The sequence below is a fragment of the Rhizobium sp. BK289 genome, from assembly GCF_014193575.1.
Classification (GTDB): Bacteria; Pseudomonadota; Alphaproteobacteria; order Rhizobiales; family Rhizobiaceae; genus Rhizobium; species Rhizobium tropici_C.
Genome location: NZ_JACHZO010000006.1, coordinates 211,474 through 227,443, shown reverse-complemented (window position 1 = coordinate 227,443; position 15,970 = coordinate 211,474). Strand labels below are relative to the sequence as shown.

General features: G+C 60.8%; 11 protein-coding genes. 8 read left to right on the top strand and 3 right to left on the bottom strand.

All coding sequences use genetic code 11. The features are described from left to right. Positions 1-70 precede the first annotated feature (70 nt). The gene (locus FHT84_RS13940; RefSeq protein ID WP_112340601.1) at positions 71-898 is read left to right on the top strand and encodes an oxidoreductase; all 828 of its coding nucleotides are present in this window, start codon (positions 71-73) and stop codon (positions 896-898) included. 62 nt (positions 899-960) lie between these two features. On the opposite strand, the gene FHT84_RS13935 is transcribed toward FHT84_RS13940, so the two are convergent. Continuing rightward, positions 961-4,209 carry a response regulator gene (locus FHT84_RS13935; protein ID WP_183762930.1) on the bottom strand — a complete coding sequence of 1,083 codons (3,249 nt, stop codon included), beginning with the start codon at positions 4,207-4,209 and terminating at the stop codon, positions 961-963. Positions 4,210-4,425: 216 nt separating this feature from the next. On the opposite strand from FHT84_RS13935, the gene FHT84_RS13930 reads away from it, so the two are divergent. The 4 genes from FHT84_RS13930 to FHT84_RS13915 all read left to right on the top strand — a co-directional run bounded on the left by FHT84_RS13930 (position 4,426) and on the right by FHT84_RS13915 (position 9,642). Then, complete coding sequence (locus tag FHT84_RS13930; RefSeq protein WP_112340599.1) at positions 4,426-6,012, top strand: trimethylamine methyltransferase family protein; 1,587 nt, start codon at positions 4,426-4,428, stop codon at positions 6,010-6,012. A 147-nt stretch (positions 6,013-6,159) separates the two neighbouring features. Then, positions 6,160-6,474 carry a hypothetical protein gene (locus FHT84_RS13925; RefSeq protein WP_112340598.1) on the top strand — a complete coding sequence of 105 codons (315 nt, stop codon included), beginning with the start codon at positions 6,160-6,162 and terminating at the stop codon, positions 6,472-6,474. Positions 6,475-6,850: 376 nt separating this feature from the next. Beyond that, positions 6,851-8,512, top strand: a complete 1,662-nt coding sequence (locus FHT84_RS13920) for a DEAD/DEAH box helicase (protein ID WP_112340596.1) — start codon at positions 6,851-6,853, stop codon at positions 8,510-8,512. Between the two features lie 248 nt (positions 8,513-8,760). Next, on the top strand, positions 8,761-9,642 hold the full coding sequence (locus FHT84_RS13915; RefSeq protein WP_113251071.1) for a DMT family transporter: 882 nt from the start codon (positions 8,761-8,763) through the stop codon (positions 9,640-9,642). A gap of 28 nt (positions 9,643-9,670) precedes the next feature. On the opposite strand, the gene FHT84_RS13910 is transcribed toward FHT84_RS13915, so the two are convergent. Beyond that, complete coding sequence (locus FHT84_RS13910; protein ID WP_112340594.1) at positions 9,671-10,564, bottom strand: DMT family transporter; 894 nt, start codon at positions 10,562-10,564, stop codon at positions 9,671-9,673. A gap of 395 nt (positions 10,565-10,959) precedes the next feature. Between FHT84_RS13910 and FHT84_RS13905 the strand changes: the two genes are divergently transcribed. The 3 genes from FHT84_RS13905 to FHT84_RS13895 are packed head-to-tail and all read left to right on the top strand — an operon-like array spanning position 10,960 to position 14,148. After that, on the top strand, positions 10,960-12,369 hold the full coding sequence (locus tag FHT84_RS13905; protein ID WP_069612769.1) for a circularly permuted type 2 ATP-grasp protein: 1,410 nt from the start codon (positions 10,960-10,962) through the stop codon (positions 12,367-12,369). Positions 12,370-12,375: 6 nt separating this feature from the next. Then, positions 12,376-13,317, top strand: a complete 942-nt coding sequence (locus tag FHT84_RS13900; RefSeq protein ID WP_112340593.1) for an alpha-E domain-containing protein — start codon at positions 12,376-12,378, stop codon at positions 13,315-13,317. A gap of 12 nt (positions 13,318-13,329) precedes the next feature. After that, on the top strand, positions 13,330-14,148 hold the full coding sequence (locus FHT84_RS13895; protein ID WP_112340592.1) for a transglutaminase family protein: 819 nt from the start codon (positions 13,330-13,332) through the stop codon (positions 14,146-14,148). 67 nt (positions 14,149-14,215) lie between these two features. Here the strand turns inward: FHT84_RS13895 and araD are convergent, their stop codons facing one another. After that, on the bottom strand, positions 14,216-15,961 hold the full coding sequence (gene araD / locus FHT84_RS13890) for an L-arabinonate dehydratase (RefSeq protein WP_112340591.1): 1,746 nt from the start codon (positions 15,959-15,961) through the stop codon (positions 14,216-14,218). Positions 15,962-15,970 lie beyond the last annotated feature (9 nt).

Below are 15,970 nucleotides of genomic sequence, written 5' to 3'. Positions count from 1 at the left end.
GCGATCGCTAACAACAATTTGGAAGATTATCAGTCATAAGCATCAACCAATCAAGAAGAGAACATCTATCATGTCACAGAAGACTTTCTTCATCACCGGAGCGAATTCCGGCTTCGGCTTCGCAATCGCAGCCGCCGCGATCCGGAACGGCCATAAGGTTATCGGCACCGTCCGCTCGGAACAGTCGCGGGCAGATCTGGCAGAACGTTTGCCGGCAGCCCGGTCCGTTTTGTGCGATGTGACGGAATTCGACCGGATAGCCGACGTCGTGCGACAGGTGGAAGAAGACCATGGACCAGTCGACGTTCTGATCAACAATGCCGGCTATGGCCACGAGGGAATTCTTGAAGAGTCGCCCATCGAGGAGATGCGGCGCCAGTTCGACGTGAACGTCTTCGGCGCGGTTGCGGTCGCAAAGGCCTTCCTACCGCGCTTCCGCGAAAGGCGTAGCGGCTTCATCGTCAACGTGACTTCGATGGGCGGCATGATCACCATGCCCGGCATCGCCTATTACTGTGGAAGCAAATTCGCCCTTCAAGGCATTTCCGAAGTCATGCGTGCGGAAATGGCCCCGTTCGGCGTTCGGGTCACCGCCCTATGCCCCGGCTCTTTCAGGACAGACTGGGCCGGCCGCTCGATGGTCCGGACCGAGCGCTCGATCGCCGACTACGACGCGCTGTTCGACCCGATCCGCCAGGCGCGGCAGGCCAAAAGCGGCAAGCAGCTCGGCGATCCCGACAAGCTCGCGGCCGCCGTATTGGACTTGATCGAATCCGACGCGCCTCCGCCGCAGCTCCTGCTCGGCAGCGACGCCCTTGGACTTGTGACGGACAGGATCGAGCGTCTCAAACAGGAGATCGAAGCATGGAGATCCATTACCGTTTCGACCGATGGCTGAGAACGCCGACCAACGTAATGGCCGAAAGCTCGCCGACCTTCCCGGGTCCATCGATCTCAACCCTAGCTGTTGGAACGATCGGCCTGGAAAACGGCATCGCCGAGATAGCGCTGGATCTTCGCTTCGAGAAGTTCCGGGCTGATCGGTTTGGACAGGCAGTCGTCCATGCCCGCCTGCATGCATGCGATGCGATCGACGTCCAATGCCTGTGCCGTTACCCCGATGATCGGCACGTGCCATCCCTGCCCGGCTTGTGCCTCGAATTGCCGGATCATGCGCGTCGCCTGATGGCCGTTCATGACCGGCATGGAAACATCCATCAGGATCAACGACGGCCGCAATTGACGCCATGCGTCCACCGCCGCCTGGCCGTTCTCCACGACGAGAAAGCGAAGTCCCGTCGCCTGCAGGATCTGCGTGAAGACAATCTGATTCACCTCGTTGTCCTCGGCCACGAGAACGTCGATGGTGTTGCCAGGTATAGCCGGCGTCATCCGGTCGGCGGCTTCGATTGCGGCTGCGGCCTCCGCCTCAATCGGCAACGGCCGGGCGGTGGAGCCCGGCTGTTCGCCCGCGTTTTTCCGTCGCGACGCGCGCACGACATCAATGATCGTGTTGCGCAGGACATTGGCACGCACGGGTTTCATGAGATGCGCCTGACCATTGACGGCGGTAAAATCCTTATCGCGACTGGCGACACCCATCGATGTCAGAAATACGATCGGCAACGATTCGAAACGTGCGTCGGCGTGTACCGCACTCGCAATCTGATAACCGTTCATGCCGGGCATGCTGTAGTCGACGATGATCGCGTCGACCGATACGCCCATGTTGAACGCGGCATCCAGAATGGCAAGCGCGGTCTTGCCGTCCTCGGCCGCATGACTGTCGAAGCCCCATTGCACCAATTGCTCCGTCAAGATGCGCCGATGGATCTCATCATCTTCCACGATCAGGATCCCGGCGCGCTTCACGTTGGCCGGCAGCTCCGGAGCCTTGCCGCGCAAGGCGACCAGCGGCATGGGCAAATGGACGGTGAAAACCGATCCCTTGCCCCATTCGCTCTCGACCGACAGCGAACCACCGAAAAGATCGACGAGGCCTGCCGTAATGGCAAGGCCCAAACCTGATCCTTCAAGGCGCCGCGCAAAGGAAGAATCCGCCAGCGAAAATTTGTCGAAGATCGTATCGAGCTTCTCGGCGGGAATGCCGATCCCGGTATCTTCGATGCGGAGCACGAGCAATATGTTGTCGTCCGGCGCAGGCTGGCTGTTCAGCTCCACCAGCACATGGCCGCGTTCAGTGAACTTGATCGCATTGCCGACGAGATTGGTCACGATCTGGCGGAAGCGGCCGGCATCGCCGAGCATCGCCGCCGGCACGCCGGGAGCGATGTGCACCATCAGCTCGACATTCTTTTCCGATGCGGCGGCGGCCAGCAGCGTCGCTATGTCTTCGACAGCTTCGGCGGGATCGAATGCCATCTTGCGCAGATGCATGTCGCCGGTGTCGATGCGCGAAAAATCGAGAATGTCGTTGATGATGGTCAGCAATGCATTGCCCGACTTGACGATGATATCGACAAAGGTCTTTTGCCGCGGATCGAGATCCGTCTTGCCGAGCAGCTCCGCCATGCCCAGCACTCCATTCATCGGCGTACGGATTTCATGGCTCATATGGGTAAGGAATTCGGATTTCGCGCGGTCCGCCGCATTGCTGCGCGCCAGCAGCAGCTGCAGGTCCGCCTCGCGTTCCTTCATCTCGGTGACATCGGTGAACACCACCGTCCAGCGGCGATGCTCGCCGATCGCGGCGCCGAGCTGTATCCAGCGGTCGCCGACGACCTGGAAGACGCAGGAGATCGGCTTGCCCGCCGCAACGCTCTGCGCCCATGATTCCCGCAGACCATCGGAACCATCGCCAAAGTCACCACGTTCCGCGCAATAGTCGAACGCAGCAGACCAGTCCTTGCCGATCTCCAGGAGCTCGGCCGGGAGTTTCAGCATGTCTTTCAGCCGGTCGTTGGCCAGCAGGATCGTGCCATCCTGGACGATCAGCAGACCTTGCGACATGGCCTGCATGGCATCAGCCATCAACTCGCCGAGATGTTCCAGCGCCAGTCGGGTCTCGGTGATCTCCTTGGATTGCTGCTTCACGGACGAAATATCCGTGTAGGACATCAATGTCCGGCCATTGGAAATCTGGCGCGCATCGATGATGACGGATTTGCCGTCGGCAAAATTCACTTCCGTCTGCAGATGCGCGCCGCCCTTGCGCAGCGTGGTCAGCCACGCCTGATAAATGTCGTCGATGCTGCGGCCATCGGCGCCGAAACGTGCCAGCGAATAGTGCTTGGCGATGATATCGCGATAGGGGCGGCCTCCGAAACGCTCGTCCTTCGAATATTCCCAAATGTCGTAGAAGGCATCGTTGACGTATTCGACAATATGGTCGCTATTATGGATGAGCACGCCGATCGGCATCGAGCGGAGGATGTTATCGAGATCCTGATGCAGCGCTTCGGCACGGGCCTGCGCCTCGATGAGTTGCATCTCACGCTGCTTCAGCGCCGAAGTATCGGTGACCGAACCCACCGCATAATGCTTTCCCTCCGCCGTCGTCGTTCGGTTGAGGTGAATTTTCACCGGATGCGTCACCTGTTTTCGGTCGACGATTTCGCTTTCGAATTCGTGGCCCTGCCCGCCCTGCAGCACGGCTTCGTTTTTCACGAAGAAGTCGTCGGCGCCGACGTCGAACATTTCATGCTCGGTCTTACCGAGCATTTCCTTGCGATCGAGCCCGGTGATATCGGCATGGGCCGCATTGGCATAGACCAGTCGATGGTTGGAATCGCGCACGAATGTGGCAACCGGCAGACCTTCCAGAATGCTGCGGAAAAAGTCGGGCTCATCAGCCTCGCTTTGCACTGCCCCGGCAGAGGAGGCATCGCGCGCGACAGCCGGTACGGCGAAGAACACCCCGAATATGTAGACACGGTCTTCCGACGGGGAAAAGCTCTCGATCTCCACGCGCGAACGCTGGCGGCCCGACGCATCGAAGCAAAGCGCAACCTCCTCCGAACCGAAGACGAGGGCGCGGCGCTCCTTGTCCTCCCTATCGGCACTCTCACCGGCATCGAGAAGATCCTGGCTGCGGTTGCCGATGAAATCGGAAATATCGCGACCGAAAAAACGCGCATAGGCATCGTTGACGGCGACGTACCGAAGCTCGCTGTTCTTGATGTAGGCGGGCCTGTCCAGATTGGCGATCCGGCGGCACGCTATGTCGAGCAGTTCACCGTCCAGGGTCAAACGGAGCCTCTCTTTTCACCGCGCATGATAGTTCATGAAACGACGCTCTAGCACAAGTGGCTTTAACAAAGCCTTAACCATGTTTGGCGGCCGCGCCAACGTCGCGTTCAGACTATGCACTGTCCTATAACGGTCATCCCTTGGTCGCAAACGACGGCGGCACACGGAGGGAAACTCTGCCAAGAATCGGTCAACAGATCATTGGGAGCGAGCGCCATGAGCGACGAAGAAAGCCTGACCTTGAACGAAGCGCAGATCGCGACTGCGACGGGCGAACGGCGGCGGCGGGCCGGAGGGCGCGGCGCCGAGCGCATCCGCAAGCCGAGTGGCACGAAATATCTCAATCTGGTCAACAATCTCGCTCGCACGGAACTCCTGTCGCCTGAGGCTCTGGACGATATTCACGAGGCGTCGCTGACCATTCTCGAAGAAATCGGCATGGATATCATCCTGCCGGAAGCGCGCGAGCGCATGAAGGCGGCCGGCGCCGATGTCACGCCGGGCAAGGAACGCGTCCGCTTCGATCGCAACATGATCATGGAGCTGATCGCTTCGATCCCCTCGGCCTTCACCTTGCATGCCCGCAATCCGTTGAGAAACGTCGAAATCGGCGGCCGCAATCTCGTCTTCGCCCAGGTTGCCTCCGCCCCCTTCGTCGCCGACCGCGAGGGTGGCCGGAGGGCGGGAAATCAGGAGGATTTCCGCAAGCTCATCAAGCTCGCCCAATCTTACGACGTCATTCACATGACCGGCGGCTATCCGGTCGAGCCCATCGATATCCACGCGTCGGTCCGCCATCTCGATTGCCTCTCCGACATCGTCAAGCTCACAGACAAGGCATTCCATTGCTATTCGCTCGGCAAGCAGCGCAATCTCGATGCCATCGAGATCGCCCGCATCGGCCGCGGCATCAGCATGGAGCAGATGGAGCGCGAGCCCTCGCTCTTCACCATCATCAACTCCTCCTCGCCGCTGCGTCTCGACGGACCGATGCTGCAGGGCATCATCGAAATGTCCTCGCGCGGCCAGGTAGTCGTGGTGACGCCGTTCACGCTGGCTGGTGCCATGGCGCCGGTGACGATCGCCGGCGCGCTGGTGCAGCAGAATGCCGAAGCGCTCTGCGGCCTCGCCTTCACACAGATGGTGCGCAAGGGCGCGCCGGTCATGTATGGCGGCTTCACCTCGAATGTCGACATGAAGACGGGCGCGCCCGCCTTCGGCACGCCGGAATATATGAAGGCCGTCATCGCGGGCGGTCAGCTCGCCCGCCGCTACGGCATCCCCTACCGCACCTCCAATACGAACGCTTCCAATACGCTCGACGCCCAGGCGGCATACGAATCGGCGCTATCACTGTGGGCACTGACCCAGGGCGGCGGCAATTTCGTGCTGCATGCTGCCGGCTGGAGCGAGGGCGGGCTTACCGCCTCTTTCGAGAAGTTCATCCTCGATGTCGACATGCTGCAGATGGTCGCCGAATTCCTGACGCCGCTCGACGTCAGCAGCGATGCGCTGGCGCTCGACGCCGTGCGCGACGTTGGTCCCGGCGGCCACTATTTCGGCACGGCGCATACGCTCGCCCGCTACGAAACCGCCTTCTATTCGCCGATCCTGTCGGACTGGCGAAACAACGAAACCTGGACGGAAGCCGGGCGGCCCACGACTTACGATCATGCCAACCGTGTCTATAAGGAAACGCTCGAGCGTTATGAACGGCCCCCGCTCGATCCGGCAATCGAGGAGGAACTCGACGCCTTTGTCGCTAAGCGCAAGGCAGAGGGCGGTGTCCCTACAGATTTCTAATTGAAAATCAAAGGCTTTATACTCCAGATCATGAACGAAATTTAATTTCGCGCCGCCCTTTTTGGCCGCGACTTCGCCCCCTTTCCTGCGCAACGTCAAGCTCGGGTTTGGCTAGGAGCCAGCCTGTGTTTTGGGAAAGGGATGTCAATGTCTGTGCTTCGCACATTAACGACGGCCGGTTTGATCGCGCTGACGCTTGGCAGCGCCGCCACCGCAACCGCCACTACCGCCAACGCGTCCGGCCGCGGTGCCTTCTTCGGCGGTCTTGCCGCCGGTGTTGTGGGCGGCGCCTTGATCGCCGGGGCTGCGCGGCCCGCCTACCCGGCTTATTATCCGGCATATCCGGCCTACTATGACGGCCCAGTCTACGAGCGCGTCTATGTACGCCCCTACCCCAGCTGCTATTGGGCATGGCGTCACGATGGCTGGGGCCGCCCTTATCGCGTCGAGGTTTGCCGCTAGGATCAGGAACTGCTTTATCGAAGGCATGCGCCCTTATCAGATCTTGGATGCCGCCGGATTTCGGCGGCATTTTTGTACGCCTGATGAAAAGCTTTCGCTTACACCTCTTGACATTCCTGACGTTTAAGACCAAATGCGCCTCAGCTTTCACCTTCCGGCCGCCGCGTGAGCGTGCCCTGCGGGACAATCTGTACGCAAGAGAAGGACAAAAGCGCTTTTATGAATGAGGCCGCGCCAGGCGCTGCGGCCGATGCGCTGGGAAAGCTATTTCCAACTTACAAGTTCCCACTTCACGCGGGGTTCTTGACGCCAGAGACAGACCGGACCGCATGGTGCGATCCGGCCTATTTGCTTTGGCGCCCCGAAAGGTATTGAATTGACCGATTTTCACTCGCTTGGTCTCTCCAAGCAGATCGTCGATACACTGTCGCAGAACAACTTTGCGACGCCAACGCCCATCCAGGCTCAGGCCATCCCGCTCGTTCTCCAGGGCCGTGATCTCATCGGCCTCGCCCAGACCGGCACAGGCAAAACGGCCGCTTTCGGCCTGCCGATCATCGAGATGCTGCTGAAGGAAGCCAAGCGTCCCGATAACCGCACCGTCCGCACGCTGATCCTCGCTCCGACCCGCGAACTGGTAAATCAGATCGCTGATAACCTCCGTCTCTTCATGCGCAAGACGCAGCTGCGGATCAACCTCGTGGTCGGCGGCGCGTCGATCAACAAACAGCAGCTCCAGCTCGAGCGCGGCACCGATATTCTGGTCGCAACGCCCGGCCGCCTCCTCGACCTCATCAACCGCCGCGCCCTGTCGCTCGGCCATGTCACCCACCTCGTCCTCGACGAAGCCGACCAGATGCTCGATCTCGGCTTCATCCACGACCTGCGCAAGATCGCCAAGATGGTTCCGGCCAAGCGCCAGACCCTGCTCTTCTCGGCCACAATGCCGAAGGCGATCGCCGATCTCGCTTCCGACTACCTGACCAACCCGGTCAAGGTCGAAGTCTCGCCTCCGGGCAAGGCAGCCGACAAGGTGGAACAGTATGTCCACTTCGTTGCCGGCCAGAACCACAAGACCGAGATCCTCAAAGAAACCATCTCTGCCAATCCGGATGGCCGCGCCATCGTCTTCCTGCGCACCAAGCATGGCGCCGAGAAGCTGATGAAGCACCTCGATCACGTCGGCTTCGCCGCCGCCTCCATTCACGGCAACAAGAGCCAGGGCCAGCGCGAGCGCGCGCTCAAGGGTTTCCGTGATGGTGATGTCCGCGTTCTCGTCGCGACCGACGTCGCTGCCCGCGGCATCGACATCCCCGGCGTTTCGCATGTCTATAACTTCGACCTGCCGGAAGTGCCGGATGCCTATGTCCACCGCATCGGCCGCACCGCGCGCGCCGGTCGCGACGGCATCGCCATCGCCTTCTGCGCTCCTGACGAAATCCGCCTGCTGCGCGACATCGAGCGCCTGATGGGCATCGAGATCGCCGTTGCCAGCGGCGAGGCTCCGGCCGATCGCGGCCGTCCCGTTCGCGGCAAGAGTCGCGGCGGCCAAGGTAACGGTAATCGCGGCAATGGCGGCCAGGGCAGAGGCCAGAACGGCCAGGGACGCGAGCGCGGCGAAGGCCGCCCGCAGCGCCCGGCCCGCCGTCCGTTCTTCGACAACGAAAACGGCGAAACCCGTGGTGAGAACGGCGAGCGCCAGGAACGCCGCCAACGCGACGATCGTCCGCAGCGCGACAACAATCGCAATGCCGATTTCCGCGGCCAGCGCCGTAACGAGCCGACGCCGCGTCCGGAAGCCGACAACGATCTCGTCTCCACCTCGGACTTCCGTCCCGCTCGCAAGCAGCACAACGGGCAGTCCAGCGGCAACGGCGCCGCGCATGAGGGCGGCGCCCATCGCGGCCAGCGCCATTCCCATGGCCGTCCAACCGGCCGCCACAATGAAGAGCGCGGCGCCCAGGGCGAACAACGCAATGGCGGCAACGGCCGCATGCGCCGCCGCGGCAATGGCGGCCAGCGCCGCGAACGCGCCTGATGCAGTGAATTGAGGGGGCCGATTGGCCCCCTTTTTATCGCCGGTTCCATGGCCAATAGGGCCTGTACGCATGACTTCCGACGCGGTCGTGCGTGTAAATTCGAAACTTCATGGCCGCCTGACATTTCGATTTCGCTTAGCGAGCAATGTTTGGATGACTGTTTCCTCCAACCAGGCCCTCCCCGGCATAGCTTAGAGCGTGCATGGAGTTGGAGGGACGCACGTTGCAGAGGACGGCGACACAGCCGATGACCACAAGCCACTGGGGCCAGCTCTTGCTTCTCGGTGCGCTGTGGGGCGGATCATTCTTCTTTGCGCGCATAGCGGTGGCGGAAATTCCGCCTCTGGCGCTGGTCCTTTACCGGGTCTCGATTGCCGCGCTTGTCCTGCATGTCTGGTTGCGCATAAACAGCATTTCCTTCATGCCGGCTCTGGCCAGATCGGGTTCGTTCCTGATCCTGGCATTGCTGAACAATGTCATTCCGTTTTCTCTCATATTCATTGGGCAAACGGCGATCGGCGCGGGACTTGCCTCGGTCCTCTACGCAACGACGCCCCTCTGGACGGTCCTGACAGCGAATCTACTGACGGCGGACGAAAAGCTTTCCGCGAGCAAGCTCGCGGGCGTGGCACTCGGGATTGTCGGCGCCGCCACCATGATCGGTCCCGGTTTCCTCTCCAATTTCGGCGGACCGACATGGGCGAAGTTCGCTGTCATCGGTGCAGCGATTTCCTATGCGTTTGCAGCTGTCTTTGCTAAACAGTTTCGGGATATGAAGCCGGTGGTCGTTGCCACCGGACAGCTGACCGCATCCACCGTCTTAATGACGCCGATCGTCCTTCTTCTTTACGAGCCCAGGGATATCGTAAGCTCGAATATATCGATCTGGATGGCTGTCGGCACTCTCGCAATTCTGACGACTGCCTTCGCCTTCATTCTCTATTTCAATCTCATCGCTTCCGCCGGCGCGACAAATGCATCTCTGGTAACGCTCCTCGTTCCGGCAAGTGCAATCATCCTGAGCACTACGTTCCTCGGCGAACGTCTGGAGCCTTATGAGTTTTTTGGATTGGCCTTGATCATCTCAAGCCTGGTTGTTGTCGATGGCAGATTCTTGCGATGGCGGTGAGATATCGACATCGGCAAGACGTCCCAGCTTATTCCGGCACTACATCCGCCGCGCGCCGGTTGGTGAGATAAACGCCGATTACGACAATGACGGTGCCGATGATAATCGGCATCGTCAGCGGTTCGCCGAAGGCGATCGCAGCCTCGATGGCGACGGCGGGCGGCATCAGGTAGATCAGCGACGCGGCGCGCGACACCTGCCCGCGGCGGATGAGATAGAGCAGCAGGCCGACGGCGCCCATGGACAGGCCGAAGACCGACCAGAGCAGCGACAGGATCGCCGTCTGCGTGCCGTCAAAATGCAAACCTTCGAAGATGAAAGCCAAGGGAACGGTAACGATCAGTGCACCGACATATTGCAATGTCGCGATGGTTCGCAGATCGCCGGTCTGCAGGTGGCGCTTCTGGTAGAGCGTGCCATAGGTCACGGAGACCATCGCCAGCAGATTGACGATGAGAGGAACGGCAGACTGCCAGAGATCGGCCGTATCCGTCGTCAGGAGCTTGGGCGAGATCGCGATGGCGATACCAAGGAAACCGAGCAGGAGGCCGACCTTCTGGATCGACTGCAACCGTTCGCCGACGAGGAGCGGCGCGGCCATGGCGGTCATCAGCGGCTGCAGCGCCGCGATAACGCCGGCAATGCCGGCCGGCACGCCCTCGGCGATCGCCCACCAGAGACCCGCCAGATAGATGCCGTGCAGGAAAATGCCGGAATAGATGGCCCGGAACACGCTCGACCAATCGCGCGGCCACCGGGCGCCGACGATCGAACAAAGCAGCACGAAAGCGAGCGCCGACAGGCTGTAACGGATCATCAGAAAGGTGAAAGGACCCGCATGCTGCGACGCATATTTTGCAACGATCCAGCCGGTGGACCAGAGAAGGACGAAGATCGCCGGCGCGAGTTTATCGAGGGACATGGAAATCGGACCGATATGTTTGGCGCGTCGGAGCCGGAATCCTGGTCGAACTCGGGTTTCGCGCGGAGAGGTTGAAGGCTGATAGCCGATGGCGGTGGAGCGGTCAAAATCGATCTGCTGAAAACAGCAATCAATTTTTCTTCACGTTTGACGAGCCATTGCTGGTTTCAGGAATTTCACCCACTACCCAGACGTTCGGCCCGCAAGATAAGCAGATGCTCAAATTTTGATCCGAGCATTGCGGCAAAACCCGGCGGATGACGATCCGGCTATTCTTAAATGCCTGTAAATCCGGCATTTTTAGAGGCTGCGAAATTCGCAACGGCAACTGCGCATAGTTCTTGCATTGTAAAAACCGTTGTATTCAAATGGGTAAAAACACGGGGACCACACCTTTGGCATTTGATGAAATGATTACTGCGGATGAAAGTCCGCGCGCGCCTTACGAGAAATACTTCGAGTGGTACTCGGGCCAGGACAGGGGCCACCTCATTGCCAAATCCCGCGATGCGGAAACTATCTTCCGGAAAACGGGCATCACCTTCGCGGTCTACGGACACGCAGACTCCTCCGAAAAGCTCATCCCCTTCGACATCATTCCCCGCATCATATCAGGCCGTGAGTGGCGCAAGCTCGCCCAGGGCATCGAACAGCGGGTCATCGCCCTCAACGCCTTCCTCGACGACATCTACCACAAGCAGGAAATCATCCGCGCCGGCCGCATCCCGCGCGAGCTGATCGAGAAGAACGACGCCTTCCTGCCTGAAATGATCGGCTTTCGTCCGCCGGGCGGGGTCTATACCCATATCGTCGGCACCGATATCGTACGCACCGGCGAAGACCAGTTCTATGTGCTCGAGGACAATGCCCGCACCCCTTCCGGCGTCAGCTACATGCTGGAAAACCGCGAAACGATGATGCAGATGTTCCCTGAGCTGTTTCACCAGAACAAGGTGCAGCGGGTCGAGGATTATCCGCTGCTGCTGCGCCAGAGCCTGGCGTCACTCGCCCCTCCCGGCTGTACAGGCAAGCCACGCGTCGCCGTGCTAACGCCCGGCATCTACAATTCCGCCTATTACGAGCATTCCTTCCTGGCCGACATGATGGGCGTGGAACTGGTCGAAGGTTCGGATCTGCGCGTCATCGACGGCAAGGTGAAGATGCGCACGACGCGCGGCTATGAGGCCATCGACGTGCTCTACCGCCGCGTCGACGACGATTTCCTCGATCCCCTCACCTTCCGCCCGGATTCCGCGCTCGGCATTCCCGGCATCATGGACGTCTACCGCGCGGGCAACATCACCATCGCCAATGCGCCCGGCACCGGCATATCCGACGACAAGGCGATCTATTCCTACATGCCCGAGATCGTCGAATTCTATACCGGCCGCAAGCCGATCCTCGAAAACGTGCCGACCTGGCGCTGTTCCGAGCCCGACAGCCTGCAATATGTGCTCGATAATCTTGCCGATCTCGTCGTCAAGGAAGTCCACGGCTCCGGCGGCTACGGCATGCTTGTCGGACCGACGGCCACCAAGAAGGAACGGGCGGCCTTTGCCGAGAAGCTCAAGAGCAAGCCGAACAATTACATCGCGCAGCCAACCCTTTCGCTGTCGACCGTGCCGATCCTCGTCAACAAGGGCATTGCGCCGCGGCACGTCGATCTGCGGCCCTATGTCCTCGTCTCCGACAAGGTGCGGATCATCCCCGGCGGGTTGACCCGCGTGGCGCTGAAGGAAGGCTCGCTGGTGGTCAATTCCAGCCAGGGCGGCGGCACCAAAGACACCTGGGTTCTGGAGGACTGATCGGACATGCTGGGAAGAACCGCGAATGGCCTCTACTGGATGTTCCGTTACATCGAGCGCGCCGAAAACATTGCCCGCCTGGTCGACGCCGGCCAGCGCATGTCGCTGACGCGCAGCGACGCCGTTGACGACGACTGGGACGGCGTCCTGCAAAGCGCCGGCGTGCGCGAAGCCTATGACGAAGTGCATGGCAGGCTGACCGGCACCGACGCAATCGACTACCTGATGCGCGACCGCTCCAATCCGTCGAGCGTCATGTCCTGCATCGAATATGGCCGCAACAATGCCCGCATGGTACGCACGGCGCTGACGCGCGACACCTGGGAAGCGACCAACGAATGCTGGATCGAGCTGAAGTCGCTGCTCGGCCGGCGGCTCAAGACCGCGGAACTGCCCGAGATGATCGACGTCATCAAGCAGCGCGCCGGCCTGATCCGCGGCGCCTTTCACGGCTCCATGCTGCGCAACGAGCTCTATAATTTCGCCCGCATCGGCACCTTCATCGAGCGTGCGGACAACACGGCTCGTATTCTCGACGTGAAATATTACGTCCTGCTGCCATCTGTCTCCCATGTCGGCTCCTCGCTCGACAATGCGCAATGGGAATCGATCCTGCGCTCGGTTTCCGCGCACCGAGCCTATAAATGGGCTTACGATCCGGAATACAAGCCGGCCAACATCGCCGACTTCCTGATCCTGAACGGACAGATGCCGCGTTCGCTTGCCTATTGCTACGAGAAGATCGTCAGCAATCTGGGCTATCTCGGCACCGAATACGAGAAGCGGCTGCCGGCGCACGAAACGGCCGAAGTCATTCGCCAATCACTGCAGCGGCTTTCGATCAAGAACATCATGGATCAGGGTCTGCATGAATTCCTGGAGGATTTCGTTGCAAGCAATAACAAGCTGGGTGCCGAGATCTCCGACGGCTATCGGTTCTACGAGTAGGCGGGCGATATCATGAGACTGACGATCAGCCACATCACCGAATATCGCTATGACGAGCCGGCGCAGTTCTCCCTGCAGCGCCTGCGCCTGACGCCGCTGACCGGCGTCGGGCAAACGGTCATCGACTGGAAGCTCACGGTCGAGGGCGCCCGGCCCGAGGTGGAATACGACGACCAGTTCGGCAATCGCATCACGCTCGTCTCGCTCGACGGCCAGCAGGACGCGACGAGGATCGTCGCATCAGGCGAAATCGAAACGCGGGATCTGAATGGCGTCGTAGGGCAGCATCTCGGTTTTGCTCCGCTTTGGCTTTACTTGCGGGAATCTCCGCGCACCAAGGCCGGCAAGCTGACGAAGGAGCTGTTGCGCGGCGTTTCCGGGGACAATGAACTCAGCAAGATGCACGCGCTGATGAGGGCAATCCACGAGACCGTGGAATACAAGCCGGGCACCAGCGACACGGAGACGACGGCGGAACAGGCATTGGAGGCCAAGAGCGGCGTCTGCCAGGACCACGCCCATATCTTCCTCGCCGGCGCCCGCGCATTGCGAATCCCCGCTCGCTATGTCTCCGGCTATCTGATGATGGATGGCAAGAACGAGCAGGCGGCCACGCATGCCTGGGCCGAGGCCCATATTCCCGGCCTGGGCTGGGTCGGCTTCGATCCCGCCAACGATGTCTGCCCCGATGCCCGTTATGTCCACATCGCGACAGGCCTCTGCTATCGTGACGCCGCTCCCGTCTCCGGCATGCGGATCGGCACACCCGGCGAAACCCTTACCGTCAAGGTGACGGTGGCAAGCCAGGGGCAAAGTCAGAGCCAGAGCTAGCAGCTCCTGGAAGAAAAAGGGACGGAACTCTCGTCCCGCCCCTTTTCCAATTTCAGAAGATGAGTTTTTAGTGGCTGTCGCGATTGTTCGGGATTTCCGAGCCGCGCGGGCCGACGAGGAAGTCCAGGTCGGCGCCGGTGTCGGCCTGCATGACCGACTTCACATAAAGACCGCCATAGCCGCCGGTGAGCGGCTTGACCGGGGAAACCCAGGCGGCGCGGCGCTTTGCCAGTTCCTCATCCGATACTTCGAGCTGGATGGTGCGGGCGGGAACGTCGACGGCGATGATGTCACCGTTCTGCACCAGCGCCAGCGGGCCGCCATCGGCAGCTTCCGGAGCCGTATGCAGGATGACGGTGCCGTAGGCCGTACCGGACATGCGCGCATCGGAAATGCGGATCATGTCGGTGATGCCCTTCTTCAACACCTTCGGCGGCAGGCCCATATTGCCGACTTCCGCCATGCCCGGATAACCCTTCGGGCCGCAATACTTCAGCACCATGATGCAGTTCTCGTCGATGTCGAGATCGTCGCGGTTGATGCGGGCGTGATAGTCCTCGATGCTTTCGAAGACCACGGCACGGCCCTTGTGCTGCATCAGATGCGGCGAAGCGGCCGATGGCTTCAGGACGGCACCCTTCGGTGCGAGATTGCCGCGCAGAACGGCGATACCGCCCGACTGCGTCAGAGCCTTTTCCTTCGGAACGATAACGTCGTCGTTGTAGTTAACCACATCTTTGACGCCGGCCCAGATCGTATCGCCGGTAACGGTGATGGCGTCCTTGTGCAGCAGGCCCATCTCGCCAACCGCCTTGATGACGACGGGCAGGCCGCCGGCATAGTAGAACTCTTCCATCAGGTGCTTGCCCGACGGCTGCAGGTTGACGATCGTCGGCACTTCGCGGCCGAGACGATCCCAATCATCCAGCGACAGATCGACGCCGACGCGGCCGGCAAGCGCCAAAAGGTGCAGAACGGCATTGGTCGAACCGCCGACGGCGCCGTTGACGCGAATGGCGTTTTCGAAAGCTTCCTTGGTCAGAATGTCTGATGGTTTCAGGTCTTCCTTGACCATGTCGACGATGCGGCGGCCCGACAGTTGCGAGATGACGCGGCGGCGTGCATCGACAGCCGGGATGGCGGCATTGCCGGGCAGCGTCATGCCGAGCGCTTCGGCCATCGACGCCATGGTCGAAGCCGTACCCATGGTCATGCAGCTGCCGGCCGAGCGAGCCATGCCCTGCTCCGCATCCATGAATTCATCCAGCGACATCTCGCCGGATTTCACCATTTCTGAAAATTGCCAGATCGCCGTGCCGGAGCCGACATCCTTGCCGCGCCACTTACCGTTCAGCATCGGGCCGCCGGAAACGAGAATGACGGGGATGTCGACGGAAGCCGCGCCCATCAGCAGGCTTGGCGTGGTCTTGTCGCAGCCGCCGAGCAGCACGACGCCATCGACGGGATTGCCGCGGATCGCCTCTTCGACATCCATGGCCGCCAGGTTGCGGAACATCATCGCCGTCGGGCGCAGCGTGCTTTCGCCGACGGAGAAGACCGGAAACTCGACCGGGAAGCCGCCCGCTTCGTAGACCCCGCGCTTGACGCGCTCTGCGAGATCGCGCAGATGTGCGTTGCAGGGCGTCAGCTCCGACCAGGTGTTACAGATGCCGATGATCGGACGGCCGTCGAACGTATCGGCCGGCAGGCCCTGATTCTTCATCCAGGAGCGATGCATGATCGCGTTCTTGCCGGTGCCGCCGAACCAATCGTATGAGCGCAGCTTGCGCGGCCATTCAGCTTTCTTTTTCATGTCTCAGTA